Origin of the sequence: Nitratireductor sp. GISD-1A_MAKvit (assembly GCF_040819555.1) — a bacterium.
Classification (GTDB): domain Bacteria; phylum Pseudomonadota; class Alphaproteobacteria; order Rhizobiales; family Rhizobiaceae; genus Nitratireductor.
Genome location: NZ_CP161919.1, coordinates 244728 through 271704 on the forward strand (window position 1 = coordinate 244728; position 26977 = coordinate 271704).

General features: G+C 61.7%; 22 protein-coding genes and 2 pseudogenes. 7 read left to right on the plus strand and 17 right to left on the minus strand.

Going from position 1 to position 26977, the window contains the following annotated elements:
* Positions 1 to 113 precede the first annotated feature (113 nt).
* The 5 genes and pseudogenes from AB2N04_RS01105 to AB2N04_RS01125 all read right to left on the minus strand — a co-directional run bounded on the left by AB2N04_RS01105 (position 114) and on the right by AB2N04_RS01125 (position 6043).
* Positions 114 to 1736 (minus strand): ABC transporter ATP-binding protein, encoded by a 1623-nt coding sequence (locus tag AB2N04_RS01105; RefSeq protein ID WP_367714313.1) that lies wholly within the window; start codon positions 1734 to 1736, stop codon positions 114 to 116.
* A gap of 9 nt (positions 1737 to 1745) precedes the next feature.
* A pseudogene (locus tag AB2N04_RS01110) lies at positions 1746 to 2586 on the minus strand (ABC transporter permease).
* Positions 2586 to 3554, minus strand: coding sequence for an ABC transporter permease (locus AB2N04_RS01115; protein ID WP_367714314.1), 969 nt, complete (start codon positions 3552 to 3554; stop codon positions 2586 to 2588). Before AB2N04_RS01115 ends, AB2N04_RS01110 begins: the two are co-directional and overlap by 1 nt.
* 76 nt (positions 3555 to 3630) lie before the next feature.
* Positions 3631 to 5179, minus strand: a pseudogene (locus AB2N04_RS01120) (ABC transporter substrate-binding protein).
* 84 nt (positions 5180 to 5263) lie between these two features.
* Complete coding sequence (locus AB2N04_RS01125; protein ID WP_367714315.1) at positions 5264 to 6043, minus strand: class II aldolase/adducin family protein; 780 nt, start codon at positions 6041 to 6043, stop codon at positions 5264 to 5266.
* 214 nt (positions 6044 to 6257) lie between these two features.
* Between AB2N04_RS01125 and AB2N04_RS01130 the strand changes: the two genes are divergently transcribed.
* Positions 6258 to 6932: a GntR family transcriptional regulator gene (locus tag AB2N04_RS01130; protein ID WP_367714316.1), complete on the plus strand. Its 675-nt coding sequence runs from the start codon at positions 6258 to 6260 to the stop codon at positions 6930 to 6932.
* A 24-nt stretch (positions 6933 to 6956) separates the two neighbouring features.
* Here the strand turns inward: AB2N04_RS01130 and AB2N04_RS01135 are convergent, their stop codons facing one another.
* From AB2N04_RS01135 to AB2N04_RS01145, 3 genes are all read right to left on the minus strand, one after another.
* The gene (locus tag AB2N04_RS01135) at positions 6957 to 7361 is read right to left on the minus strand and encodes a DUF4168 domain-containing protein (protein ID WP_367714317.1); all 405 of its coding nucleotides are present in this window, start codon (positions 7359 to 7361) and stop codon (positions 6957 to 6959) included.
* A 198-nt stretch (positions 7362 to 7559) separates the two neighbouring features.
* The gene (locus AB2N04_RS01140; RefSeq protein ID WP_367714318.1) at positions 7560 to 10646 is read right to left on the minus strand and encodes an efflux RND transporter permease subunit; all 3087 of its coding nucleotides are present in this window, start codon (positions 10644 to 10646) and stop codon (positions 7560 to 7562) included.
* The gene (locus AB2N04_RS01145; protein ID WP_367714319.1) at positions 10643 to 11806 is read right to left on the minus strand and encodes an efflux RND transporter periplasmic adaptor subunit; all 1164 of its coding nucleotides are present in this window, start codon (positions 11804 to 11806) and stop codon (positions 10643 to 10645) included. Before AB2N04_RS01145 ends, AB2N04_RS01140 begins: the two co-directional genes overlap by 4 nt.
* Before the next feature lie 170 nt (positions 11807 to 11976).
* Here AB2N04_RS01145 and AB2N04_RS01150 point away from each other — a divergent pair, with 170 nt between their 5' ends.
* Entirely contained in the window at positions 11977 to 12543 is a 567-nt protein-coding gene (locus AB2N04_RS01150; RefSeq protein ID WP_367714320.1) for a TetR/AcrR family transcriptional regulator, read from the plus strand.
* Between the two features lie 18 nt (positions 12544 to 12561).
* Here the strand turns inward: AB2N04_RS01150 and AB2N04_RS01155 are convergent, their stop codons facing one another.
* Complete coding sequence (locus AB2N04_RS01155) at positions 12562 to 13614, minus strand: LacI family transcriptional regulator (RefSeq protein WP_367714321.1); 1053 nt, start codon at positions 13612 to 13614, stop codon at positions 12562 to 12564.
* A gap of 249 nt (positions 13615 to 13863) precedes the next feature.
* Here AB2N04_RS01155 and AB2N04_RS01160 point away from each other — a divergent pair, with 249 nt between their 5' ends.
* The 4 genes from AB2N04_RS01160 (at position 13864) to AB2N04_RS01175 (ending at position 18122) form a co-directional block, all read left to right on the plus strand.
* Positions 13864 to 15120: an ABC transporter substrate-binding protein gene (locus AB2N04_RS01160; RefSeq protein ID WP_367714322.1), complete on the plus strand. Its 1257-nt coding sequence runs from the start codon at positions 13864 to 13866 to the stop codon at positions 15118 to 15120.
* 128 nt (positions 15121 to 15248) lie between these two features.
* Positions 15249 to 16127 carry a carbohydrate ABC transporter permease gene (locus AB2N04_RS01165; protein ID WP_367714323.1) on the plus strand — a complete coding sequence of 293 codons (879 nt, stop codon included), beginning with the start codon at positions 15249 to 15251 and terminating at the stop codon, positions 16125 to 16127.
* Entirely contained in the window at positions 16124 to 17002 is an 879-nt protein-coding gene (locus AB2N04_RS01170; protein ID WP_367714324.1) for a carbohydrate ABC transporter permease, read from the plus strand. The genes AB2N04_RS01165 and AB2N04_RS01170 overlap by 4 nt, the downstream gene beginning before the upstream one ends.
* Positions 17003 to 17006: 4 nt before the next feature.
* Entirely contained in the window at positions 17007 to 18122 is a 1116-nt protein-coding gene (locus AB2N04_RS01175; protein ID WP_367714325.1) for an ABC transporter ATP-binding protein, read from the plus strand.
* Between the two features lie 24 nt (positions 18123 to 18146).
* On the opposite strand, the gene AB2N04_RS01180 is transcribed toward AB2N04_RS01175, so the two are convergent.
* The 8 genes from AB2N04_RS01180 to AB2N04_RS01215 all read right to left on the minus strand — a co-directional run bounded on the left by AB2N04_RS01180 (position 18147) and on the right by AB2N04_RS01215 (position 25719).
* Positions 18147 to 18968, minus strand: coding sequence for a carbohydrate ABC transporter permease (locus AB2N04_RS01180; protein ID WP_367714326.1), 822 nt, complete (start codon positions 18966 to 18968; stop codon positions 18147 to 18149).
* Positions 18968 to 19834, minus strand: a complete 867-nt coding sequence (locus AB2N04_RS01185; RefSeq protein ID WP_367714327.1) for a carbohydrate ABC transporter permease — start codon at positions 19832 to 19834, stop codon at positions 18968 to 18970. Before AB2N04_RS01185 ends, AB2N04_RS01180 begins: the two co-directional genes overlap by 1 nt.
* A 172-nt stretch (positions 19835 to 20006) precedes the next feature.
* Positions 20007 to 21338: an extracellular solute-binding protein gene (locus AB2N04_RS01190; RefSeq protein WP_367714328.1), complete on the minus strand. Its 1332-nt coding sequence runs from the start codon at positions 21336 to 21338 to the stop codon at positions 20007 to 20009.
* A gap of 14 nt (positions 21339 to 21352) precedes the next feature.
* Entirely contained in the window at positions 21353 to 22222 is an 870-nt protein-coding gene (locus AB2N04_RS01195; RefSeq protein ID WP_367714329.1) for an ROK family protein, read from the minus strand.
* Positions 22219 to 22902, minus strand: coding sequence for an N-acetylmannosamine-6-phosphate 2-epimerase (locus tag AB2N04_RS01200; protein ID WP_367714330.1), 684 nt, complete (start codon positions 22900 to 22902; stop codon positions 22219 to 22221). Before AB2N04_RS01200 ends, AB2N04_RS01195 begins: the two co-directional genes overlap by 4 nt.
* 72 nt (positions 22903 to 22974) lie before the next feature.
* Entirely contained in the window at positions 22975 to 23724 is a 750-nt protein-coding gene (locus AB2N04_RS01205; protein ID WP_367714331.1) for a GntR family transcriptional regulator, read from the minus strand.
* 164 nt (positions 23725 to 23888) lie between these two features.
* A complete protein-coding gene (gene bla / locus AB2N04_RS01210; protein WP_367714332.1) occupies positions 23889 to 24773 on the minus strand; it encodes a class A beta-lactamase in 885 nt (294 codons plus the stop codon).
* A gap of 151 nt (positions 24774 to 24924) precedes the next feature.
* On the minus strand, positions 24925 to 25719 hold the full coding sequence (locus AB2N04_RS01215) for a crotonase/enoyl-CoA hydratase family protein (protein ID WP_367714333.1): 795 nt from the start codon (positions 25717 to 25719) through the stop codon (positions 24925 to 24927).
* An 88-nt stretch (positions 25720 to 25807) separates the two neighbouring features.
* On the opposite strand from AB2N04_RS01215, the gene AB2N04_RS01220 reads away from it, so the two are divergent.
* Positions 25808 to 26380, plus strand: a complete 573-nt coding sequence (locus AB2N04_RS01220; RefSeq protein WP_367714334.1) for a TetR/AcrR family transcriptional regulator — start codon at positions 25808 to 25810, stop codon at positions 26378 to 26380.
* Positions 26381 to 26977 lie beyond the last annotated feature (597 nt).

The window sequence follows — 26977 nt, forward strand, 5'->3', positions numbered from 1 at the left end:
ATCCTTCGCCACAGACGCCAGCCTCTCCATGCCCCTCCCCTCATCCTGAGCCTGTCGAAGGGCGAGGGGACGGGCACGCACCGCGCTGCCACAGCCACACATAGCAACCATCCTCACCCCGCCGCCGCCAGCTCCTTCTCGCGGCCGGGAATGGCCTCGATCAGGGTGCGTGTGTAATCGCTCTGAGGATTGTTGAAGATGGCATGCGCCGGCCCCATCTCGACCACCCTGCCCTTCTGCATCACCGCGATGCGGTCGCAGATCTGGGCAGCGACGCGCAGATCGTGGGTGATGAAGATCAGCGCCAGATTGAGCCGCTCCTTGAGCTCCGCCAGAAGATCGAGCACCTGCGCCTGAATGGAAACGTCGAGCGCCGAAACCGCCTCGTCGGCAATGATGACGCGCGGTTCCAGCGCCAGCGCGCGGGCAATGCCGATGCGCTGGCGCTGGCCGCCTGAAAACTCGTGCGGATAGCGGTCGATGGCGAGCGCATCGAGGTCCACCAGTTCCAGAAGTTTCACCGCGCGCGCATAGGCTTCCTGCTTCGAAACCCCGTGCGCCATCGGCCCTTCGGCGATGATGCGGCCCACCTTGGAGCGCGGGTTGAGCGAGGCATAGGGATCCTGAAAAATCATCTGGATCGACTTGCGCGCCTCGCGCAGCGCCTCGCCCGAAAGCTGTGCCATGTCGTGGCCGGCCAGCTTCACCGTGCCGGAATCGGGCTGCATCAGCCGCACGAGACAGCGCCCGACGCTCGACTTGCCGGAACCGGATTCGCCGACAATGCCCAGCGTTTCGCCCTCGGCCAGCGTCAGGTTCACATCGTTGACCGCATGCACCACGCGCGGCTTGGAAAAGAGCAGCCCGCCGCCGGTCACATAGGTCTTGTTGAGCCCTTCCACTTCGAGGATCGGCGTCTTGCCCACCGTTTCCTCGCTCACCCCGGCGGCAAGTTTCGGGATCGCCGCGATCAGCTTCTGCGTGTACTCATGCTGCGGATTGTCGAGCACGTCGTCGGCGGTGCCGGCCTCGACGATCTTGCCATATTGCATCACCGCCACGCGGTCGGCGATCTCGGCAACCACGCCGAAATCATGGGTGATGAACATCACCGCCATGCCGTGCTTTTCCTGCAGATTGCGGATCAGCTCCAGGATCTGCGCCTGTGTGGTCACGTCGAGCGCGGTGGTCGGCTCGTCGGCGATCAGCATGCGCGGTTCGAGCGCCAGCGCCATGGCGATCATGACGCGCTGCCGCTGCCCGCCGGAAAGCTGGAACGGATAGGCGCGCGCGGCCTTTTCGGGGTCGGGAATGCCCACTTCCGTCAGGAGTTCGATGGCGCGCGCGGCGCGCTCCTTCGGTGTCAGCAGACCATGCGCCTCAAACACTTCGGCAATCTGGTCTTCCACGCGCATCAGCGGGTTGAGGGCGGACATGGGCTCCTGAAAGATCATGGCGATCTTCTTGCCGCGCAGATCCATCATCTCGGTTTCCGAGAGTTTTAGAAGATCCATGCCCTCGAAGAGGATTTCGCCGCCCACCGGCCGCACCAGATCGGGCAGAAGCCCCATGGCCGCATTGGCCGACATGGATTTGCCCGAACCCGATTCTCCGACGATGCAGAGAATTTCACCGGCGTGGAGATCGTAGGAGACATCGTTGACGGCAAAGTCGCGGTCGGCACCCTCCGGCAGCGCGATCTTCAGGTTTCGGATGCTGAGAACGGGGTCTGTCATCGCGCCCTCCTATTTGCCGCGCCGCGCAAGGCGCGGGTTGAGCGCATCGTTCAGCCCTTCGCCGATCAGGTTCAGCGCCAGAACGGTGAGCAGAATGGCAACGCCGGGAAAGAAGGAAAGCCACCAGGCCCTGCCGGATCACGGTGCGCGCCGCGCCGATCATGTAGCCCCACGACATCAGATTGGGGTCGCCGAGGCCGAGGAAGGACAGCGAGGATTCCAGAAGGATCGCTGTGGCCACCATCAGCGAGGCAAGCACGATGATGGGCGAGATCGTGTTGGGCAGAACCTGCCGCAGAATGATCGTGAGGCTGGTCTGGCCCGAAAGGATCGCCGCCTCCACATATTCGCGCGAGCGCAGCGATAGCACCTCGCCGCGCACGAGGCGGGCGACGGGCGGCCAGCTCACGATGGCGATTGCGGCGATGATCGATTCGATCGAGGGCTGGAAGATCGCCACCAGAACGATGGCGAGCGCAAAGCTCGGCACGGTCTGGAAGAACTCGGTAAAGCGCATCAGCGCGTCGTCCACCCAGCCGCCGAAATAGCCGGCAAGCGCGCCGATGGGAATGCCGATCAGAAGGGCGGCAACCGTCGAGACGAGGCCGACCAGAAGCGAAACCTGCGCCCCATAGGCAAGGCCCGAGATCACATCGCGCCCAAGCGCGTCGGTTCCCAGCGGATACTGGTCCATGGCAAATGGCGGCAGGAAGGGCCGCTGCACCATGCGCCACGGCGATTGCGGGAAGATGAGCGGCGCAAGCAGCGCCACCAGTATGACGAATACGAGGATCGCAAGGCCGATCACGGCGCCACGATTGCGAGAGAAGCGTTTCCAGAAATCAGCCATCATGCCACCCGGATTCTTGGGTCAACGAACCGATAGAGAATGTCGGTGATGAGGTTGAACAGGAGCACCATGGCGGCGGAGACGAAGAACACGCCAAGAAGCAGGTTGTAGTCGCGCTGTGCGAGCGCCTCGAACATCAGCCGCCCGATGCCGGGCCACGCGAACACGGTTTCGGTCAGCACCGCGCCGCCCACGAGCTGGCCCGCCTGCAGGCCGGCAAGCGTCACCACCGGCAGCATGGCGTTGCGGAAGATGTGGCGGCGCTGGATGATGCCGGGCTTCAGCCCCTTGGCCCGCGCCGTCTTGACGAAATCGAGCTGGCTGACCTCCAGCATGGAGGCCCGCGTCATGCGCATATAGACCGCCATGAAGAAGAGGCCGAGCGTGGTGGCCGGCAGGATCAGATGCTGGCCGATGTCGAGCGCGCGGCGAAAGCCGGTGTAGTTCGCGCCCACCGTCTCATAGCCGAAACCCGGCAGCCAGTTGAAATGGACGGAGAACAGAAGCACCGCCATCAGTGCGGCCCAGTAAAGCGGGGTCGCATAGAAGAGCAGTGCCAGGGTGGAGATCGCCGTGTCCGACCATTTGCCGACACGCGCGGAGGCGAGAACGCCTGCCAGCGTGCCGAGCACAAGCGAGATGACGAAAGCCGTCATGGTCAGGAGCAGTGTCGCGGGCAGCCGGTCGAGGATCAGGTCGGCCACGGGCATCTGCTGGCGATAGGAAAAGCCGAGATCGAACTGCAGCACGCCCTTGAGATAGATCCCGAGCTGGGTGAGCAGCGGCTTGTCGAGGCCGAACTGCTCGCGCAACTGCGCGATGAATTTCGCGTCGGCGGCCCCCGCCTCGCCTGCCATCACGGCGGCGGGATCGCCGGGTGCGGCGTGGATCAGGAAGAAGTTGAGCGTCAGGATGGCGATCAGGATGATCGCCGCCTTGCCCAGGCGCATGAGTATGAAGCGTAGCATCGGGCCCCTGCAGGATCAGAACCAAGGCAGGAATGCGCGGGATGTTTCGCCCGCGCATCCGGATCAGGCTGTTGGCCTATTTCTCGATATAGGCGTCCTTGAACCCGTCATTCACGCCGATGGCCGTGGTGACGAGATCCTTCACGTTGCAGCGATAGATGGTCGGGAAACCGAGTTCCAGCAGCCAGGCCACCGGCACGTCATCCACGAGTTTCTGCTGCACTTCGGTGTAGAGCTTCTGGCGTTCCTCCGCCGTCACGGCGACCGCTGCCTTGGCAAAGAGATCGTCGATCTCCTTGTTCTCGTAGCCTTCCACATTGTTCCACTGCGAACCCTTGGCAATGTTGGTGGAAATGTAGGTGCGGGCGACGCCCAGCGCCGGATCGCCATACTGGTAGAGATAGGTGAAGGCCATGTCGTAGTCCCACTCGGCCAGCTTCTGGTTCCAGCCGGCCACATCGGTGGAGACGATCTCGACATTGATGCCCACTTCGCCGAGATTCTGCTTCACGGCCTCGGCCCAGCGCTGCCATGTCTCGCCATAGGGCAGCGGCAGAAGGCGCACGGTCTCGCCGTCATAGCCCATCTCTTCGAGCAGGGCCTTGGCCTTCTCCGGGTCGTGGTCATATGCGGTCACGTTGTCGGTGAAGAAACGCGTCGACGAGGATACCGGGCCTTTCGCAACCTTGCCGAGGCCGTTCCACAGCGCGTCGCGAGCGAAGTCGCGGTCCATCGCATACATCACCGCCTGGCGAAAGCGCTTGTCGGCCGTCGGGGCCTTCGCGGTTGTTGAGCCACATCCACGACAGCGGTCCGAAATATTCCCAGCCCTTGTCGGTGATGCAGGTGTTCTCCATGTCGGCGATGCGCTGAACGTCGAAATTCTCCACGGAGCCGCCGGGCAGGATGTCCACCACGCCCGTCTCATAGGCAACCGCGCGCGAAGCCGCGTCCGGGATCACATGCCAGTAGATCTCGTCGAGATAGGGTTTGCCCTCCTCGTAATAGTCCTCGAACTTGGTGAGCAGGATATGCGATCCCTTCACCCATTCGGTGAACTTGAACGGCCCGGTGCCGAGCGGCGTGTTGTTGGCCGGGTTGTTCTTGTAATCCGTGCCTTCATAGATGTGCTTGGGCACCATCGGCATCGTGCCGGCCTCGAAAATTCCGAGGAACGGGCCGAAGGGCTGCTTCAGCTTGAAAACGACTGTCGTGTCGTCGGGCGCGGTGATGGAGTCCACATGCTCCAGCGAGGTGCGCAGGCGCGCATGGGTTTCGCGCAGGAAGACATCGGCAGAAAACACCACATCGGCGGAGGTGAACGGCTCACCGTCATGCCATTTCACATTTTCGTGCAGCGTGAAGGTATAGGTCAGGCCATCCTCCGAAACCTCCCAGGATTTGGCGAGCTGCGGCATGGGCTGCAGCTTCTCGTCGTAGCGCAGCAGACCCTCATAGATTTGTCCCGCAACCATCTGCGTCGGGCCGTTCTGCACCAGACCCATCATCAGGCTTGGCGGCTCCGGCTGGATCACCACATTGGCGCGTCCGCCCGAAACGGGCTCTGCATTGAGCGCCGTCGAGACCAGCATGGCGGCGGCGAGTGTCGTCAGTCGTTTCAGCATGGCTTTCGTTCCCCTTTTTTGTTTCCCGGCAAAAGATCGTTCTCCCTTGACCCTGCCGGACAATTGCTTTGCTTCAGTCCGCTCTCACTCCACGAGATCGGGATAGTGCTTGATGGCGAGGCGCTGAAACGCCTCCCATTGCGGGTCGGGCCTGTTGCCGGTGTGGTGAGTGTCCCAGCCCTCATATTGGCGCGCCGTCTTCTCGGCCAGTTCCTCGGCAATGCGGATCTGCTTTCCACCCGAAGACATGATGGCAAGCTGCGCGCGGCAGGCGCGCTCCATGTTGAACATGAGCGCGAAAGCCTCGCCCACCGTGCGCCCGCAGGTCAGAAGCCCGTGGTTTCGCAGGATCATGACATTGCGGTCGCCCAGATCGGCGACAAGCCGCTCGCGCTCGCCGAGATCCAGCGCGATGCCCTCATAGTCATGGAAGGCAAGGCGGTTGTGAAACTGCAGCGACCACTGGTTCAGCGGCAGTATGCCCTCTTCCATGGAGGAGATGGCAACGCCCGCCACCGTGTGCGTGTGTAGAACGCAATGCACGTCGGGCCGTGCCGCATGGACGGCGCTGTGGATGGTGAAGCCTGCCTTGTTGATGCCCGCACCATGATTGTCGCGCAGGATCTCGCCATTGATGTCCACGGTCACGAGATTCGTCGCCGTGACCTCGTCGAAGCGCAGTCCGAACGGGTTGATCAGGAAGGCGTGCTCGCCTTCCTCTGCCGGCGCCCGGGCCGAGATATGCGTGAAGATGCTGTCATCCAGGTGATAATGCGCGATCAGCCGATAGGCCGCCGCCAGCTCGATCCTTTCACGCGGTTGCCCGGTATCGTCAGCTGAAACCGGTTGGGATTGTACGTTCATCAACATCTCCCTCGCGCAAACCGTCCGGGGCCGAACGGTGATCATGTCGTTGTCGCGCGGCTCCCCTCAGAGCCGTTTTGTTGATCGACAGGCAAGCACAGGTTCGGCCAAAGTGTCAATTGTCGACAATCGTCATTTCGCCTGCCATAGTGGCAGGTACCCGCGGCGTCTTCGCTGCGAGGCCATTGGGAGGGGAAGTTTTGGGAAAACGGCCGTGAGCGTGTTTTCGGAAGTGTCCACGATCGATCTGGTGACGCAGATTGCCCGGCAGATCACCGAGGCGATTGTCACCGGACATCTGAAGCCTGGCGAGCGTCTGACGGAGCTTCAGCTATCGCGCGAGTTCGGCACCAGCCGCGCGCCTGTCCGCGAGGCCGCGCGCCTTCTGGAGAGCCAGGGCCTTGTCACCTTTTCGCCGCGGCGCGGTTTCTTTGTCCGCACATTCAGCGCCAGCGAGATGCGCGACATCTACGAGTTGCGCATCGGCCTCGAATTGCATGCGGGCTGTCTTGCGGTGGAACGCGCCACCGGGGCGGACCTCGCCGCCCTCGAAAAACAGCTTGGCCGCCTTTATGGCACGGCCGGCCAGGCGTCGATCGAGACACAGATTTTCGAGGATTTCGCCTTCCACCGCATGCTCTGCAAGGCGAGCGGGAATGCCCGTCTCCTGCGTGTCTATGACGAGCTGGCAACTGAAATGCGCGCGGGCATCACGCTGATCGGCAAGCTTTATGACGACCCGCAGCGGATGGCCGAAACCCATGAGCCCATCATGGAGGCGGTGAGAAAACGAGACGGAGACGAGTTGCGTGAAGCCTTGCGCTATCACATCTCCGTTGCGCGCGACGCGGTTGTTGCCCTCTTCGAAGAGCTGGAAAAGGGCGCCTGACGACGCCCTCTCCCCGGATGCAGATCACTGCTGCGATTTCGCGGCTTCACCGATCATGCCATTCAGCTTCTTGGCCAGCGTCTCGTCCGTCTGGGCCGTCTGGATGATCTCGTTGTACTCATCCACCGAGATGCCATCGGTCTGGTCGACAGCCTGTTCCATCTTCTTTGTCGCTTCGCTCTGAACCTGCTGCTTTTCCGTTTCGCCGGGAGCCTGCCGGAAGCGTTCGCTATATTGCTGCTTCACGTCGCTCACGGCCAGAAACGCCACGGTGAACGCTTCGAGCTTCTTTTCATCGAATGACTGTGCCTGCCGGTTGGGAGCGGGCGTCGGCACGGCATCCTGTGCAAGCGCCGGAGCGAGCGTTGTCGCACCCGCGGTGAAAACGAATGCGGCTGCTACCATGCGCAATCTGCTGCGAAGAATCATGAAGAACTCCTTCCTTTCGGTGCTCCCCCTTTCGGGGGGTAAAATGCCCGACCCCGGGTTCATCCCGGGTGCCACACTCATCATGAATGTGGCGACAAGGAAGAATGTGCCGGCTCAGACCGATCAAATCGGGTTGCCGGCAAAAACATATTATGACCGCGCAGAAAAAACCCCGCCGAAGCGGGGTTTCCTCAAGTCTTACTCGCCTGCCGGTGCAGGCTGTGTCTGCCCGCCGGGATGATCGTCTTCCTCGCTCTCCAGCGTTTTCTTCGCAATGAAAGAGTAGAACATCGGTACCACGAACAGCGTGAAGGTGGTGCCGACGATCAGGCCGGTGAAGATGACGAGACCCATCGAGTAGCGTGCCGCGGCGCCCGCACCCGATGCCATGATCAGCGGCACGACGCCGAGCGCCATGGCGGCCGTGGTCATGAGGATCGGCCGCAGGCGCACCTTGGCCGAAGCGATGATGGCGTCGAGGCGCGAGAGGCCATGTTCCTCACGCTGCTGGTTGGCAAACTCCACCATCAGAATGCCGTGCTTGGTGATCAGGCCTATCAGCGTGATCAGGCCCACCTGGGTGTAGATGTTCAGCGTCGACAGGCCCAGATTGAGCGGAAGCAGCGCACCGAAGATCGACAATGGCACCGTCATCATGATGATGAGCGGATCGCGGAAGCTCTCGAACTGTGCGGCAAGCACCAGATAGATCACCACCACGGCCAGAGTGAAGGCGATCAGGATCGTGTTGCCCTGCTCCACCTCAAGCCGCGACTGGCCCGAATATTCGATGAAGAAGCCGTCCGGTATCGTGTTGCGGGCGATGTCCTCGATCACGGCAACGCCGTCGCCGGTCGAGACACCGGGCACCGGCAGGGCCGAGATCGTGGCCGAGTTCAACTGGTTGAACTGCTCGATGGCCGCAGCCGACACATCCGTCGACACCGTGATGACCGCCGAGAGCGGCACCATTTCGCCCGTCGCGCTGCGCACGAAGAAATCGCCCAGCCTTTCGGGGTTCTCACGATATTCCTTTGGCACCTGCATGATGATGTCGTAGCTGTTCGAATCTCGGTCGAACTGCGCGATGGAGCCACCACCGACGAGAAGGCCAAGTGTCGTGCCAACATCCGAAATCGGCAGGTTGAGTGCGGCAGCGCGCTCGCGGTCGATGGTCACCACCACCTGCTGCGCATTATAGGCGAGCGAGTTCTGCACCACGATGAAGCGGCCGGAAGCCTGCGCCTCTTCCTTGATCTTCTCGGCCACCTCGTAAACCCGCGCGGAATCGCTGGTTGACTGGATCACGAGCGAGATCGGCAGCCCGCCGCCCGCGCCGGGCAGTGAAGGCGGTGCGAAAACCAGCGCCTGAACACCGGCCACCTTGGAGAGGCGCGCCTGAATGTCCTGCTGGATTTCCTTCTGCGACCGGTCACGGTCCGCCCAGTCCTTGAAGGCCCACAGCGCGATGCCCGAATTGGTCTGCCCGCCAAAGCCCACAATGGAGAAGCTGGCCTTGAGTTCCGGCAGATCTTTTGTCAGCTCATGGATCTGCGTGGTGTAGAGCGTCGTGTAGTCGGTGGTCGCATAGGAGGGCGCGGTCACGAGAGAAAACAGTGCGCCATCATCCTCTTCCGGTGCCAGTTCGCTCGATGTGTTCATCAGCATGAACCCGGTCAGGCCGAGCAGCACGAAGACGACCATGAGCGTGACGGCGCGATAGTTGAGCGAACCCGCAACGAGCCTTTCGTAAAAGTTGGCCAGCCTGTCGAACGTCCTGTCGACGATGACCTGAAACCGACTGTGATTGCCGCGCTTGAGAATGCGCGCCGACATCATCGGCGTGATCGTCAACGCGACAATGCCGGAGATCACCACCGCACCGGCGAGCGTCATCGCAAACTCGCGGAACAGCGAGCCGGTCAGACCGCCGGTAAAGGCGAGCGGCGCAAACACGGCGGCCAGCGTGATCGTCATGGCGACCACCGGGCCGGTAATTTCCTTCATGCCGACAAAGGCAGCGCGCCGTGGCGAAAGCCCTTCCTCGATATGCCGGTGGATGTTTTCCACCACCACGATGGCGTCGTCCACCACCAGACCGATCGCCAGCACCATGGCCAGAAGCGACAGGAGGTTGATGGAATACCCCAGCATGAAGAGGACGAAACAGACACCGATCAGAGACAGCGGTATCGTCACGATGGGCATGAGGACGGAGCGGAACGAGCCGAGGAACAGCAGAATGATGACGATAACGATCAGCACCGCTTCCATGATGGTCTTGAAGACCTCGTCGATGGAGGCGCTGATGGATTCTGTCGCATCGTAAAGAACCTCGATGCTCATGCCTTCCGGCAGGCTCGACTGGATTTCAGGCAGCTCCTCCGTCACGGCACTCGCCATGTCGAGCGGGTTTGCTCCCGGCGTGGGGAACACGCCGATGAATGTGCCCGGCTGGCCGTTGAAGCTGACCACCATGTCGGTGCTCTCGGCAGCAAGCTCGATATCGGCCACATCGCGCAGCCGCACCACGTCGTCGCCCTTTGCCTTCAGGGGCAGGGCACCGAACGCCTCGGGAGTCTGCAGCGTGGATTCCATCGAGATGGCGTAGGCGACATATTCGTTTTCCGTCTTGCCGGGGGCTGCCAGGAAGTTCGATGCCTTGATGCCGGCCAGAACTTCAGCTGCCGTGAGCTGGCGCGCCGCCAGCCGCACCGGATCGATCCACACCCGCATGGAATAGTTCGCCGCGCCGATGATCTGGACCTCGGCCACGCCCTCGATGGTCGACATGCGGGGCCGGATCACGCGTTCGATGTATTCGGTGAGCTGCTCGCTCGACATGTTGGGGTTCTGCATCGCCAGATACATGGTGGCGAACTGCATGCCCGTGCCTTTCACGATGGTCGGGTCCTTGGCGTCCGATGGCAGCTGGCTGCGCACCTGCTGCACCTTGGACATGACCTCCGTCAGTGCCACATCGGGATCCGACCCCAGCCGCATCTGCACACTCACCGAGCTGGCGGAAGGCCGGCTCTGCGAGGTGACATAATCGACGTTCTCCGTCGTTGCCACCGCGCGTGCAATGGGAGCCGTGATGAAGCCCTGGATCAGATCGGCGCTCGCACCGGGATAGATCGTGGTCACGGTGATCACCGTTTCCTCGACTTCCGGATACTGGCGAACCTGTAGATTGAAGAGACCCTGGAAACCGAGCAGCAGGATCAGCAGTCCGAGAACGGTCGAAAGGACCGGCCTGCGGATGAAGATGTCGGAAAAGCTCATTGGGCTGCGGCCTCTTCGGTCTTGGCTTTATCGTCGCCCTGATCGTTTTGGGAAGGCAGACCGGCAGCGCCGGGGTTGATCGTGTTGTCGACTGCGACCGGCGTCCCGTTGGAAAGGCGGTTCTGACCGGCAGTCACCACCACATCGCCGGGTTTGACGCCCGAGCGGATTTCGACCAGATGGCCCGAGCGACGCCCGACCTCGACAAACACCTGGCGCGCTTCCAGTTTTTCGTCGTCCTCCGCGTCGTCCGGTTTGCGGGCAACAAACACATAGTCACCATAAAGGCTGGTCACGACGGCGGTCTGCGGCAGGGCGATAACGCCATCTTCTTCCGGCAGGATCACCTGGACCTGCACGAACTGGCCAGGGGTCAGCCTTCCAGACGTGTTGTCGATGCGTGCACGCACTGAAACAAGTCGGCTTGAAGGATCGACCTTGGGGTCGATGCCGGTGATTTCACCTTCGAATGTCTCGCTGTCATCGTTGAGCGAGAGCCGAACCGGCTGGCCGATGTTCAGATTGCCGAGCTGCTGTTCGGGAACGGTGAAATCGGCGCGCATCGTCTCCATGTCCTGCAACGTGGCGACAATGGTCCCGGGCGAGAGATACTGGCCCTTGTCGACGCGCGGAATGCCGATCGTTCCGGAAAAAGGCGCCCTCAGCTGGCGCTGCTGCAAAACGGCCTCCGCCTTCTCAACCTGCGCCGCGGATGCCTGGGCGGCTGCCTCGGCATTGTCGAGCGACACCCCTGAGCTGACGCCGCGGTTGCGCAGTTCGCGGGCGCGATCCAGTGCCTGCTGGTCAAGTGCTGCCTGGGTGCGGGACGCACTCAGATCGGCCTGCTGGATGTTATCCTCCAGCTTGAGGAGCGTATCACCGGCGCTGACCTGCTGGTTCGCCTCGAAACGAATGTCCGTCACGATGCCGGTGGTCTCGACCGTCAGGTCAACACCCTGATTGGCGTTCACCGTTCCGATCGCCTCGATGGCCGGTGTCCATTTGCCTTCTTTCGCTTCAACGGTCGAAACCGTGACGGTGGGAACCGGCATGTTGGCGAAGAACTGCTGGATCGCCTGATCCCGGAACATGTTGAAGCCGACTATGCCGCCCGCAAGAATTGCGAGCAGGACAATGGCGATGAGAAGACGCTTGATCATGTCGTCGGACCCCGGAGGCGTGCTGAAAGGATATCGTTTAGTTTACATAAGTGTGGCGCAGATAGCGATGCGACGCGTTCTGAACAAGAGAGCGGGAAAACCCATCTTGCCAAAAGCCGGCGCTTTACTGTACCGTCTGGACGGTATTGTCAAGCTTCAGGATGTCAGGAATGGTGAAACCGGGATCCGGTGCGCGGGAAAAAATTCTCGACGCAGCGGCTGAAATCGTTCGCGAGGCGGGCGCTGCCAGCATGTCGCTCGATGCGGTCGCGGCTCGTGCGGGCGTCTCCAAGGGCGGGCTGCTCTATCACTTTTCCAGCAAGTCGAAACTGTTCGAAGCCCTTGTCGAGTCTTTTGTCAGCGAAGACTACGCGAAGTTTCAGATGCGCAAACAGATGCATGGCGTGAACGCCAATGGCGTCGTGCGGGCCTATATCGACCTGTTCGTCGAGGAGCGCAAAGAGAGCCGCCCGCCGCCGTCCGGCCTCCTGGCGGCCCTTGCCGAGAATCCCGATTTTCTGAAGCCCGTGCAAAAATATCAGCGCGAGGTTCTGGATGAGATGAAGGCCGGCGCAAGCGACCCTTCGCTGGCCGTCATCGCCCTGCTAGTGGTACACGGTGTTCGGGCAATGGAACTCCTGTCCATCGATGTTGTCGATGAAAAGGAAGAGGCAGATATGCTCAAAAGGCTCCAGGAGCTTCTCGCCGCCCAGGCCGGCGCAGGCTACCGGGCATGACGTGCCTGATGTTTGCCCTTACGCACTCTGCTTCGCCGCAAGCCCGGCGTGGTCTGCCGTGTCGCAGCCGGTAAATCGCGGAACCGGCTCCTGCAAAACGTTCAGCGCTCCGGCCGCTTCCCCGGCAATGCGCCGCAGAAGAAGTTTTCCGAGCATTTCACCCGTTTCCGCAATGTCTTCATAGACCGTGTCGATCCGGGGCCGAACTTCGTCAAAAAGCAGGGAAGTCTGCTTTGCCACGATGTCGAATTCCCGGCCGACCATCAGGCCGTGATCATTCAGCGCGGCCATGACGGACAGCGCCGAAACCTCGCCGGGACACACGATCCCGTCGGGCGGCGAAGGCTGCTTCAATCGCCAGCGCAGCCACGCATAGACATCAGCGGACACGCTGTCGAGCGTCACTTCATTCGGCAGTTCCCACTCCACTCCCAGTCGGGCTGCCGCCTCCTGAAAACCGCGCTTCAGATGGCCGTGAAAGGTGAAGCGATCGGGGGGCAGGATAAGCGCCAGCCGTCGACGTCCCTTTGCCACCAGTCGCTCAGCGGCGATGCGGGCAAACGCCATGTTGTCGTAGTCGACAAAGGGATGGTCGAAGCCCATCTCGGTGCGCCCGTGCGAAACGAATGGAAAATCGTTCTCCATCAGAAGCCTGACCCGGGGGTCGTCCGGCTCGGTGCGTGAAATGACAACCCCGTCGGCCATTCGGTTGCGCAGAATGTAGTCGATCGGATCGGTCGAGTCCGTCTCCGCGAAATGCGGCGTGATGACAAGATGATACTGAGTGCCGCGCAGTGCCCGGGTCAAACCGCTTATCATGGAGGTTGAAAAGCCCAGCAGTTCATCATGCGGATCCAGAACGAAGCTGATGACATTGGTTCGTCCGGTGCGCAGATGTCTTGCCGCGCGGTCAGGCTGGTAGCCGATCTCACGCGCCACGCGCTGCACCCGCTGACGGGTGGCCAGTGCGATCTGCGGCGCATCGAGAAGAGCCCGGGATACGGTGGTGACGGCAAGGCCGGTCATCTCCGCAATGGTTCGCAGCGTCGGGCGGTCGGATCGGTGCACCATGTCATCTCCTCCCGGTGGCCAGTGGATGGGCGTCCAGGGCTCCGAAATTGGCAAAAAGTATAATTTCAATCGATATAAATTTATGTTTCCACACGTTGGAGGCGAATAATTTGAAAAAATACCCGTTGATTTTCAATGTTTTGCCTCCTCCCTGCGGTCAGACAAGAATCTGATTGACCTTCGAGGGATTTATAACGTTATAAATAGATAGATCGCAGAGGAGCAAGCGATCCCATTGGGAGGATTATCATGACCATTCGCAAATTCGCCGCGCTGGCGGCGGGAACAGCCCTTCTCACCCTGGCCGCCGGCAGCAATGCCATGGCAGAAGACAGTGTGGAAGTGCTTCACTGGTGGACGTCTGGCGGTGAAGCCGCAGCGCTGAACGTTCTCAAGGAAGATCTGGAATCCAAGGGTGTCACCTGGCAGGACATGCCGGTCGCCGGTGGTGGCGGTGAGGCTGCCATGACCGCGCTGCGCGCCCGCGTCACCGCAGGCAATGCGCCGACTGCTGTTCAGATGCTCGGCTTCGACATCATCGACTGGGCCGAACAGGGCGTTGTCGCCAATCTCAACGATGTCGCCGAGGAAGAAGGCTGGGCCGACGTTGTCCCGGCCGCCCTCCAGAACTTCTCCAAATATGACGGCAACTGGATTGCCTCGCCGGTCAACGTTCACTCGACAAACTGGGTATGGATCAACAAGGCCGCACTCGATGCCGCCGGCGGCAAGGCACCGGAAACCTGGGAAGAGCTTGTCGCCGTTCTCGACAAGATGAAGGAAAACGGCATCACCCCGCTCGCCCATGGCGGTCAGCCCTGGCAGGATGCCACGGTGTTCGAGGCAGTCGTTCTCTCGCTCGGCAATGATTTCTACAAGGCCGCGCTCAACGAGCTCGATCCCGAGGCGCTCGGCTCCGACAAGATGAAGGAAGCCTTCGACCGCATGGCGAAGCTGCGCAGCTATGTGGATGACAATTTCTCCGGCCGTGAGTGGAACCTGGCCTCGGCCATGGTCATCGAGGGCACGGGCGGCATGCAGATGATGGGCGACTGGGCCAAGGGCGAGTTCCTCAAGGCCGGCAAGAAGCCGGGCGAGGATTTCGTCTGCATCCGCTTCCCCGGAACGCAGGGCTCGGTCACCTTCAACTCCGACCAGTTCGTCATGTTCCAGGTCGGCGAGGACAAGCAGAAGGCCCAGAAGCTGATGGCTTCCGCCGTCATGAACCCCGAGTTCCAGTCCGCCTTCAATGTGGTCAAGGGCTCGGTGCCGGCCCGCACCGACGTGCCGAACGACGCATTCGATGATTGTGGCAAGAAGGGCATGGCCGATCTTGCCGAAGCCAATGCGGGCGGTGGCCTGTTCGGCTCCATGGCCCATGGCCACGGCGCACCGGCTGCCGTGAAAAATGCGGTGAACGACGTTGTCACCCAGCATTTCAACGGCGAGCTGACGTCTGAAGAGGCCGTCGAAGAGCTTCAGAACGCCGTCGCTGCCGCTCAGTAACAGCGCAGCAGGTGCCCGGTTCGGACATTCCCGGGCCGGGCTGATCGCTCTGGCGCATTGTCATGTTCCCCTCTGCCTGCATGCAGAGGGGAAGCGATGGGCCACACCGTTGAACACGGATAACCAGCATGAACCGAAACCGCCTGCAGGAGATCATCCCGCGCCTGGTGCTCAGCCCGAGCATGGCGCTGATCCTGATCTTCGTCTACGCCTTCATCCTCTACACGCTCTACCTGTCGATGACGGATTCGCGCATGCTGCCGTCCTATGGCTTCGTCGGGTTCGAGAATTACGCAAAACTGTGGGATCTGCGTCACTGGTGGCGGGCGCTGACCAATCTGGCGATCTTCGGTTCGCTCTACATCATCATCTGCTCCGTACTGGGTCTCTTTCTGGCGATCCTGCTCGACCAGAAAATCCGTGGCGAAGGCTTCCTGCGGCCGATCTATCTCTATCCGATGGCGCTCTCCTTCATCGTCACCGGCACGGCATGGAAATGGTTTCTCGATCCCGGCATCGGGCTTGAAAACACCATGCATGACTGGGGCTGGACGAGTTTCGAATTCGCCTGGATCAAGGATCGCACGCTGGCGATCTACACGGTGGTGATCGCCGCCGTCTGGCAGTCTTCGGGTTTTGTCATGGCCATGTTCCTCGCGGGCCTTCGCGGCGTCGACAGCGAGATCATCAAGGCCGCGCAGATGGATGGCGCGTCCAATGTCACCATCTATCGCCGCATCATCATTCCCATGATGCGCCCCGTCTTCCTGTCCGCCTTCGTCGTGCTCGCGCATCTGGCGATCAAGTCCTACGATCTGGTCGTGGCGCTCACGGGAGGCGGCCCCGGTCAGGCCACCGAACTGCCGGCCACCTTCATGTATTCCTACACCTTCACCCGCAACCAGATGGGCATTGGCGCATCGTCCGCCATCATCATGCTGGTGATGATCTTCTCGATCATCATTCCCTATCTCTATTCCGAACTGAAGCCGGGGAGGCAGAGATGAGTGCCGTCAAAACCGCAGGCGCCAGCGGCAACAGGCTTGCCCGCGCCCTTCTCTATTCCGTCCTCATCGTCTTTGCGGTCTACTACCTTCTGCCGCTCTATGTGATGCTGGTCAATTCGGTGAAGCCGCTCGATGAAATCCGCCAGGGCAACATGCTCGCCCTGCCCGATGTCTTCACCTTCGAGCCATGGGCCAAGGCGTGGTCGAGCGCGCAGGTGGGCGTGCAGCCGACGGGCCTGAAACCCTATTTCTTCAATTCCATCCTGATGGTGGTGCCGGCAGTGGCCATCTCCACCATACTGGGCGCGCTCAATGGCTATGTGCTCACCAAATGGCGCTTCCGGGGCGATGACATCGTCTTCGGGCTCATTCTTCTGTCCTGCTTCATCCCGTTCCAGATCGCGCTCATTCCCGCCGCGCGTATTCTGGGCATGCTGGGCATTGCCGGCACGACACAGGGGCTGGTGCTCATCCACGTGGTTTATGGCCTCGGTTTCACCACGCTTTTCTTCCGCAATTATTACGCCGCCTTCCCCACGGAGCTGATCCGCGCGGCGCAGATCGATGGCGCAGGCTTCTTCCAGATCTTCCGGCGCATTCTCCTGCCCTCTTCCGCGCCCATCATCGTGGTCACGGTCATCTGGCAGTTCACCAATATCTGGAACGACTTCCTGTTCGGCGTCTCCTTCGGCGATTTCGATTCCCAACCGATGACGGTGGCGCTCAACAATCTCGTGTCCTCGTCGGGCGGCGTGAAGGAATACAATGTCCATTTCGCCGGCGCGATCCTTGCCGCCCTGCCCACCCTGATCGTCTACATCGTCTCCGGACGCTATTTCGTGCGCGGCCTCATGGCCGGCGCCGTCAAAGGATAAGCCCATGGCCTTTCTCAAGATCGACAACCTCAGAAAATCCTTCGGCAAGGTGGATGTGCTGAAGGGCATCGACCTCGAAATCGAAGAGGGCGGCTTCCTGGTGCTCGTCGGCCCATCCGGCTGCGGCAAGTCCACCCTGCTCAACACGATTGCAGGGCTTGAGCCCATCACCAGCGGCTCGATCAGCATCAATGGCAAGGTGGTGAATGACCTTCACCCCTCGCAGCGCGACATCGCCATGGTGTTCCAGTCCTATGCACTCTACCCCAACATGACGGTGGCCGAGAACATCGGCTTCGGCATGGAAATCCGCGGCACGCCGAAAGCCGAGCGCGATGCGGCCATCGCCAAAGTGGCGGAAACCCTTCAGATCGGCGTGCTACTCGACCGCAAGCCGAGCCAGCTTTCCGGCGGCCAGCGACAGCGTGTCGCCATGGGCCGGGCGCTCGTGCGCGATCCGCTGGTGTTCCTGTTCGACGAGCCGCTCTCCAATCTCGATGCCAAGCTGCGTGTCGACATGCGCACCGAGATCAAGCGCCTGCACCAGCGCATGGGCACCACCATCGTCTATGTCACGCACGACCAGATCGAGGCGATGACGCTGGCCACCAAGATCGCAGTCCTGAAGGATGGCGTTCTCCAGCAATTCGGCACGCCCGCCGAGATCTACAACCGGCCCAACAATCTCTTCGTCGCCGATTTCATGGGTTCGCCTTCCATGAACCTCATCCCGGCGAAGGTGAAAGCCGATGGCAGCGATGTCGCCATCGTCATGGAGCGCGAGGATGGCGCGCCCCTGACCTTGCCGATGGCTGGAACGAATGGCGCGCTTGCAGGCCGCGATGGCAAGGAGGTGGTGTTCGGCATCCGGCCCGAAGCGCTGACGGATCCCGACAGCGCCGACCGCAATGCCCGGCAGGTCAGCGAGCTTGATTGCGAAATCGAGGTGATCGAGCCGGCCGGCTCCGACACCTTCGCGGTGACCCGGCTCGGCGGGCGCGAGATCGTCGCCCGCCTGCGCGCCGATGCGCCCATCTCCGCCGGCCAGACCGCCCGCCTCGCCTTCAATCTCGACAAGGCGGTGCTGTTCGACCCGCAGACGCAAGAGCGGATCGGGTGAACCGGGCCCCTTCGATAGGCCGCGCTACCCCTTCACCGCTCCTGCCATCATCGTGCCGCTGATCTTGCGATACATCACGAGCCCAAGCAGCATGGGCGGCAGCGCACCGACCATCATCACCGCCGCCGCCACACCCCATTGAACGCCGCCGCCTGAAGCGGCAAAGAAGAAGGATGCACCGACCGTTACCGGAACCGCCTTCGAGGTGGTCAGCATCAGGCCGAACAGGAACTCGTTCCACGCGGTGATGAAGCCGAAGATCATGCTCGTCACAAGTGCCGGCCGGCACACGGGGCCGACGATCTTGAAAAGAATGCCCGTGCGGCTCACCCCGTCGATCATCGCCGCTTCATCCAGTTCAAACGGCACATCCGAAATGGCGTTGACGAGAATGATCAGCACCAGCGGAATGTTGACGATGGTCATCACCAGCCCGAGGCCAAACCGTGTGTCGAGCAGCCCCATGAACTGGAACATCATGTAGATGGGGATAGCGAAGATGACGAGCGGCACCGCCCGCAGATTCACGATCAACGGCAGAAGCGTGTTTTCCCCAAACCGCCCGCGCACGATCGCATAGGCCGCCGGCAGCGCCAGCGCCACGGCCAAAAGCGTGCCCATCGCCGCAACGGCAAAGCTGTTGGCGAGATAGAGAAAAATGTTCAGCCGGTCCGAGACCGTAAGCACCGTCACATAATTTTCCAGCGTCGGCGCATTGATCCACAGACCCGGATTGGTGGTGATTTCGCGCGCGCTCTTAAAGGAGGTTACGAGCGTGACAATGAGCGGAAAGTTCATTGCAAAGGCGGCGAGGGCAAACACGGCCCAGCGGATCGCATTGAGCATCAACGTCTCCTGCGCCTTGCGAGGCGGTTCAGGGCGTAAAGCACGGCAAAGGACGCGGCGAACAGGATCACCGATGCCGCCACCGCCTTGCCAATGGCCGCCTGCTTGAAGAAGGCTTCATAGATGTAGATCGAGAGCGACGTGGTGGAGCCCCCTGCCCCGCTTCCGGTCAGCACATAGACATTGTCGAACACGCGGAACCCGTCGATGAAGCGGATTAGGAGCGCGGCTGCTAGCGTCGGCAGCATCAGGGGCAGTTCGATGCGCCAGAAGCGGGCAAGGCCCATCACCCCGTCGATGGATGCCGCCTCCTGCAGCTCTTTCGGGATCGCCTGATAGGCCATGTGAAAAAGCAGAAAGGCAAATGGCGTCCATTGCAGCGTCTCGACCACAATCAGCGTCCAGAACGCCGAGTTCGGTCCGAGAAACGCAGGGCTGTTGCCGAACCATGCCCACAGATAATGCGGCACCGGCCCGGCGAATTCATGCAGCACGAGCCGATACATCAGTCCCATCAGCGCGGGCGCCACCATCAGCGGCAGCATCAAAATGGCAATCGGCCAGCTACGGTCCCTGAAAAGCGGCGCAAGGAAGACGGCAAGCCCCAGCCCGATCAGGCATTCGAGCATGGCGGTCAGAAGACCAAAGCGCAGCGAAAACCAGTTGGCTTGCCAGAAGCCGCTGTCCGTCAAAACGGCAGCGAAATTGCCAAAGCCGGAAATCTCGGGGCTCCGCAGCGTCTCGAAACTGATCTCCGACACGGAATAGATCAGGTTCACGATGGCCGGGAAGCCGAGACACACCAGCAGAAACGCCATCAGCGGCGTCGCAAGCAGCGTCCATTCAAGGCGATGGGTCGTTTCCATTGGGTTTCTTGGTCTGGTTTCCAGATCGGTTTAGCGGTTGGCGCCGCCCCTCACCCTCACCCTCTCCCCGCAGGCGGGGAGAGGGGCACCTCGACGGTGCGGCCATCCTCCTTCTCCCCGCAAGCGGGGAGAAGGTGCCGGCAGGCGGATGAGGGGCGAGCGCCAGCCAGTGCTATTTCAGAAGATCCGCCATGCCCTTCTCGACATTGGCAAGTGCGGTATCGAGATCCTGCTGGCCCGACCAGTAGCCGGTGAACTCCTTCGCCTGCAATTCGTAGATTGCAAGCGCGTTGGCCGAAGCCCCGCCATTCATGACATAGCCATAGGCACCGGCATATTCACCAAGCTGCACCAGATCGGGCCGCTCGTCGGCAACCGCCGAAACCGCGTCCGCCGAAAGCGCCGGCGCTCCGCCCGCGCGCGCATAGATCAGGGCCGCTTCCTCGGTCGAGAGCCATTTCAGGAACGCCTTTGCGCCCTCCTTGTTTCCGGCACTCTTGTTGAGGCCAAGCCCCAGGCCATGGATGTGCGTGGCACGGGCCTCCGGACCGGCGGGCGGCGCAATCGTCGCCGTCACCTCACCCACGGCGGGAGATTTTTCCGCACTGGTGAGGTCTCCCGCTGCCGCGTTCCACTGTACCATGGCCGCCACCTGGCCCGCCGCATAGGCGGCATTGGCTTCGGCAAATTCGTAGGAAAGCGAATCGCGCGGCGTCGCACCGGCATCATAGAGCTTCTTGTAGAGCTCGAGCCCCTTGCGGAAGGCCTCCGAGTCCACCGTGATCTTGCCATCGGCATCCATCCAGTCGCCGCCATAAGAGCGCGCGGTGGACTGCCACACCATGATGTTGAAGAGCAGGTTCTTCATCTGCAGCACCGTGCCATAGCGCGTCGGGCTGTCGGGGTTCACCGCCTTGGTGAAATAGAGCGCGGTGGCGGCATAGTCGTCCCAGGTCCATTCATCCGGGTTTTTCGGCTCCATCGCCGTGCCCAGATGCTCCTTGCTGATTTCCGCATAGCGCGCCTTGGCATCGTCGTCGCTCATCAGCGCGTCGATCAGATCCGTGCGGTAATACATGAAATGCAGCGAAAGGTCGGTTGGCACGCCATACTGTTTGCCATCGAACTGCATGGTGGAAAGCACCGCATCGCCATAAAGCGCCTGCGCTTCATCGGAAAGCTCCACCGGTTCCATGAAGGGCGCGTAGCGGCCGATCGAATAAGTGGCGAGCAGGTTCAGGTCAAATGCGTCCGAGCCTGCGGCCAGATCCGCCTGCAGCTTGTCCCAGAAACCGTCGCGGTTGAAGAACAGAAGCTCGACCTTGTTCTCCTCACTCACATCGTCCTTGGCGTTATAGGCATCGGCGGCAGCCCGCAGGGCCGTTTCTTCCGGGCCGCCCGGCCAGCCAAGCACGGTCACTTCCGCATTGGCCGCACCGGCATAAAGGCCGGCGGCGAAGACGCTGCCCGCGAGAGCGGCTGCAAATCGTGCAACAGGTTTCATGATCGTTCTCCCATTTATTGGTTTGTCTGGTTCTGGGTCATGGTTTCATGTGCAAGGTCGGCGATCCCCACCACGCCGGCCTTGTCGCCGAGCCTCGCCGGCACAAGCCGGGGCCTCAGCCTTTCGGGCACATCCTGAAGATGCGCCTCGATGCGCGCCCGGTAGCCCGGCGCCAGCCCGATGCCCCCGCCGATCACGATACGCGACGGGTCGAAGGTCAGTTTGATGTTGCGGCACAGTATGGCCGCGCGCCGCGCCGAAAGATCGAGGATCGCTTCAGCCCAGCCTTCACCCCGGGCTGCCGCCTCGAAAACCTCGCGCGCGCTCGCTCCCGGCATATGCGGTGTTGCCGCAGCGGCGATGAAGTTGCCCGAGACGTGGTCTTCAAGCGCGCCTTCGAAATCCTGTCCGAGTGTGAGGCCGAAATGGCCGGCGAGCCCGGTCCGCAGCTTGCCGTCCAGAACGATGCCGCCACCAATGCCGGTGGAAATCGTCAAAAAAACGAGATCGCCCTCACCATCGCCGAAGCGATATTCGCCCCAGGCGGCGGCCTGTGCATCATTGGCGGCAATGGCCGGCTTTTCTGAAAGACCCATCACCGTCTTCAACAGTGGAAACCGGTCTGGAATGTCGAGCGTCCTGCGGTTGAGCGGCGACCAGAGCCCGTCATCGACAATACCCGTCACCGCCACGCCAACACTCTCGTAGGCCCCCCGCCAGTGCGCGATTTCGGCAAACAGCGCCTCCAGCCATTCGGCCGGGCTGCCCTTTCCTTTCGGGGTGGGCAGGGTCACACTGTCGGCAACGGTCTTGCCACACACAAGGGCGGCGAGCATTTTCGTCCCGCCGATATCGAGTGCAAGAACCGCCTCCGCTCCGCTCATGCGCGCACTCCCGAAGCGTCGTCCATCTCTTCACGAAACCAGGAGGTGATGTGCTCTGGCCGCGTGATCGCCGAGCCGACCACCACCAGCCGCGCGCCGGCCTGGAGTGCGGCGCTCGCATGGTGCGGCTGGCGAATGCAGCCTTCCGCCACCACTTGCGGCGTCAGCGCGCGCATGGCGCGGATCAGTTCCAGGTCGGGTTCCGTCGGTTCCGGCCCGCCCGTATAGCCCGAAAGTGTGGAGCCGACCATTTCGGCACCTTCGTCCAGAGCCTGCCGCGCATCGGAAATGACGGAGCAGTCGGCCATGGCGATCTTGCCGGCTGCATGAATGCGGTTCACGAGTGCAGCCGTTGGCACCGGGCGTTCACGCTGTGTCGCGTCATAGGCGATGACATCCGCCCCCGCCGCCGCCAGCGCTTCCACATCCTCGATCCATGGCGTGATGCGCACGGGCGAGGTGTCGAGATCCCGTTTCACCAGCCCGATGATGGGCGCGTCGGTCGCCGCCCGCACGGCCTTCACATAAGGGGCAGACTCGATCCGCAGCCCCTGAGCGCCGCCGGCAAGCGCGGCCAGCGCGAAGGCAACGACGATCGGTGCCGCATCCATCGGCCCGCCGGTCACCGGCTGGCAGGAAACGATCAGACCGTTCTCAAGCGACTGGATGCTGTTTGTCACGCTGTCTCCCCCATTCGAGGAGAGCATCATAGGCAGATCAAATACCAGAGTACAACCAGTTTTAAACTGGTATTATCGGTGCAACTCGATCACGAAGTCATAGACATCGCCGCGATATTTCGTCTGGGTGAACTCCACGATCTGCCCGTCCTCCAGAAAACAGCGCCGCTCCACCACCAGCAGGCTGGTGTCTGTGGGCGCCTCGAGCAGGCGCGCCTCTTCCGGCGTGATCGGGGTTGACTGCATGCGCTGAACCGCACGCACCGGCATGGCGCCGCGCGCCTCCAGCGCCTGATAAAGCGATGCTCCAACCGCCGTGGGCCTGGGCAGAAACCGCACGGGCAGCGCGGCGGTCTCGATGGCGATGGGCAGGTCGTCGGCGGTGCGGATGCGCTTCAGCCGCGCAATCTCCTCAGCCCCCGAGATGCCGAGCGCCATCATTTCCGCTGGCGAAGGTCGCGCGGTTTCCTTGGAAATCCAGATGCAGCCGGGCTCCAGCCCGCGCGAGCGCATGTCTTCTGAAAAGCTGGTCATGGTGGAGAGCGATTTCTCCAGCCGCGAGGAGACCACGGTCTTCGCCCCGTGCCGCCGATGCACAAGCCCCTCCCGCTCCAGGTCCTCGATGGCGCGGCGTATGGTGACGCGCGACATGGAAAGCGCGGAGCACAGGGTCCGCTCGCTGGGGATCACCGCGCCGCGTTTCAGCCGCGAGGATTGAATGGCTTCCGCCAGCGCCATCTCGACCCTTCGATAGAGCGGTTCGGCGCTGTTGCCGCGCGCGATGTGCCCGCGCATGAAGTCGAGAAGTGCCGCTTCTTCCATCCTGTGATCCTCTGCCTGACCTTGCCGCGCCCATCATGGCAAATTTTTCACAGGTTTTGAACTGGTATTATCCGCTCCGTCCCCGCCGTCGTCTTTCCGGTCGCCGGGATGGCGCGCCAGTGCTCTGCCAACACACGTCCACAGATCCGGTCAGAGGGGAGGAATTACCGGCTCGCAAGCACATCCGCCACAGCAGCGCCGATCTCTTTCAGGGCCGCATTGCGTGTCTTGAACGTCACGCCCGCATCGGAAATGAAGATCGAGACCAGAAAGGGTGCGCGCCCGGGCGGTGTCACCATGGCAATGAGGTTGCGCGTGTGGCTCCCCGCGCCCGACTTGTCCGAGACGGCCCAGTCCTTCGGCAGATCGGCGCGCATCAGGTCACCGGTCACGCCGCCATGGCTCATCCATTCGATGAACTGCGCGCGCGAAGCGGGTTTGAGCACTTCGCCCAGCAGCAGTGTCTTCCAGGTCTCGGTTATCGCCTTCGGCGTTGTGGTGTCGCGCGGATCGCCGGGTGCGAAAGTGTTGAGTTCGGGCTCCAGCCGGTCGAGGCGGGTGGTGGGGTCACCTGCTTCCCTTAAAAAAGCGGTGACAGTCGCCGGGCCGCCCAGTCGGTTGAATAGAAGGTTCGCGGCGCCATTGTCGCTCATGTCCAGCGTTGCGAGGCAGAGCCTGCCGATCGAAAGGGAGCCGCCGATATGCTCCCGGGTGACCGGAGAATGCGAAATGATATCGGATTTCCGGATCGGCAGGCTTTCATCGAGCGACAGCGATCCTTCATCCGCCCGTGCAAGCACGCTGCCACAGATCAGCGCCTTCACGGTGCTGTTCATCAGGAACCTTTCGTCCGCCCGGTGGCTCCAGCTCCAGCCGGTCCCGGTCTCACGGATCATGATCCCAACCCTTGCGCCCAGCGTGCCCTCCACGCGCGCCACCGTTTCGGAAAGCGTTGCCTCGCTGTCACTTGCGCCGGCGGACCCCAGAAGGGCCAGGCCGAGAACCAGCCCCGCTGCGAGCCGCGAAAATACCGGGTCGGAAAATCTCATGGCCTGTTGCCTGTTCGTGGAGCCGGCGGCGGGCTGCCACCGTTGCAAGACCCCTCACTGTTCCCTGAATGCGGTGAGATGATGTCAGGGAAGTACCACGCACGCGCGGCAGTCTTTCATCCAGCGCGGCCGCGTCTGCGCGGTTTCGGTTTCACCGCCCCTCATAGCGTGGCGTGCGGCGTTCGATCCAGGCGCCAAGCCCCTCGTGCACATCGCGCGTGGTGGCCATTCTGGCAAACTGCTCGCTCTCGATCTGCAGGCCTTCCGAAATCGTTGCATTGAGCCCGCGCGTGACCGCATGAAGGATGCGCGCACTTGCCAGCGGTGAATGACGCGTGATGCGCCCGGCCAGCTCGAATGCGGCATCGAGCAGCCTTTCATGTGGAACGACACGGTTGATGATGCCCATTTCGCATGCGCGGTCGGGACCGAAGGGGTCACCCGTCAGAAGATATTCCAGCGCACGCTTGCGGCCGGCCAGTCTCGGCAGGCGCTGGGTGCCCCCAAAAGTGGGCGGTATGCCGATATTGATCTCGGGTTTGGCAAAAAGCGCCCGCTCGCTTGCGATCGCCAGATGCGCCGCCTCGGTAATCTCGCAACCGCCGCCATAGGCAAGGCCGTTTACCGCAGCGATGACAGGTTTGGGAAAGGATTCGAGGCGGGCCGTCATAGCCTGGCCGCGCCGCACGAAGTCCCGCACTGCCACCTCCGCCCCGTCCCTGATGCTGCTGGCAAATTCATGAATGTCGCCGCCTGCCGAAAAGGCGCGCTCCCCGGCTCCCGTCAGGATGACCGCCTGAATGCTTTCATCCGTTTCGATCTGATCCAGCAACTCGATGAGACGGTCGTTGGTCGCGTAGTTCAGGGCGTTCAGCTTTTGCGGTCTGTTCAGTGTGAGAAGCGCAACATGGCTGCGCTTTTCCAGGAGCACTGTGCTGGTGGACATGAAAACCTCCGTTGCGCTTTGAAAAAAGCCTGCATCGGGGCTACCATCGGGTTTCACTTCATTAAACTCACTAGTGAGTGTAGTTACAATGCCCAGAGATGCCACAGCAACCCGGAACCGGATCGTCAAAACGGCCAGTCGGCTGTTTTATGGAAAGGGCATCCGCGCCGTCAGCATGGATGCGGTGGCCGAAAGGACGGGCGTTACCAAGAAGACGCTCTACTATCACTTTCGCAGCAAGGACGATCTCGTCACGGCCTATCTCGCCTCTCGCGACCAGCCCAATATCGACCTCTTTGCCAAATGGTATGCTCAGGCGGAAGGCCCACTCCCCGAGCGTATCCGCGCGATCTTCGAAAACATTGCCGCCGGTGCCGCAAACCGTCGCTGGAAAGGCTGCGGTTTTCTGCGAACGGCTGCCGAGCTGGTGGAGACGCCTGGTCATCCGGCGGTCAGGCAGGCTTCGCTGCACAAGAAACGGCTTGAGGCGTGGCTTGCCGAGGTGATCGCGGTGGAGCACCCCGACCAGGCTCGGCAGCTCGCCCGCCATGTCCTGCTGCTTCTCGATGGTGCGTTCTCCACCATGCTCGTTCATCACGACACGGCCTATGTCCTGAGTGCCGGAGACGCGGCGGCGGCCTTGCTTCGCCAGCCTCTCTGATGCTTCTCCCTATGGGTCTTTTCGAAATAGGGCCTGTGGTGAGAGGCTGATTCTGCGCGCAGCACGTCGGTTTTCATCCGCAGTTCCGTTAAAACTTGGCGTTCCATCGGGGAAAGGCAAAGCGAAAACGCGCGGGGGCCGGTTTGGGTACCGCCGGTGGCGACGCGGCCTAAGTGTCGGGAAGTGTGCGTGTATTCAGCGCTGTCCGACGGCTGAGCGCGTCGCCGGGAGCCTTCGTTAACCCTTTGTTAACCAAAAACTTCTTGACGGCAGAGCCGGTCTTCATGGCATTAGTAACGGTATTGAAGGCGTTTGCCTGAAATCGGCGTAACCGAGATGCGGTACTGTTAATAGCGGTTATTTCCGGTTTGAGGCCGAGCAGCAGGTCGTTTGCTTTTTCAGCGTATCTTGGTCCCCAGCCGTAGGCCACTCGCCCAGCGGCTGCGAATCGGGTTACGTTGCGCAACGAAAACCCGTGGTCGTCATCCGGCTGCGGGAGCGAGGGTGAACATACCGCGCTGCAGTCGCCAGTGAAATGCCCCGCGTTGACAGCTGTCAACGATGGCAAAACGAACGAACGACGAGGAGCAGCGCAGC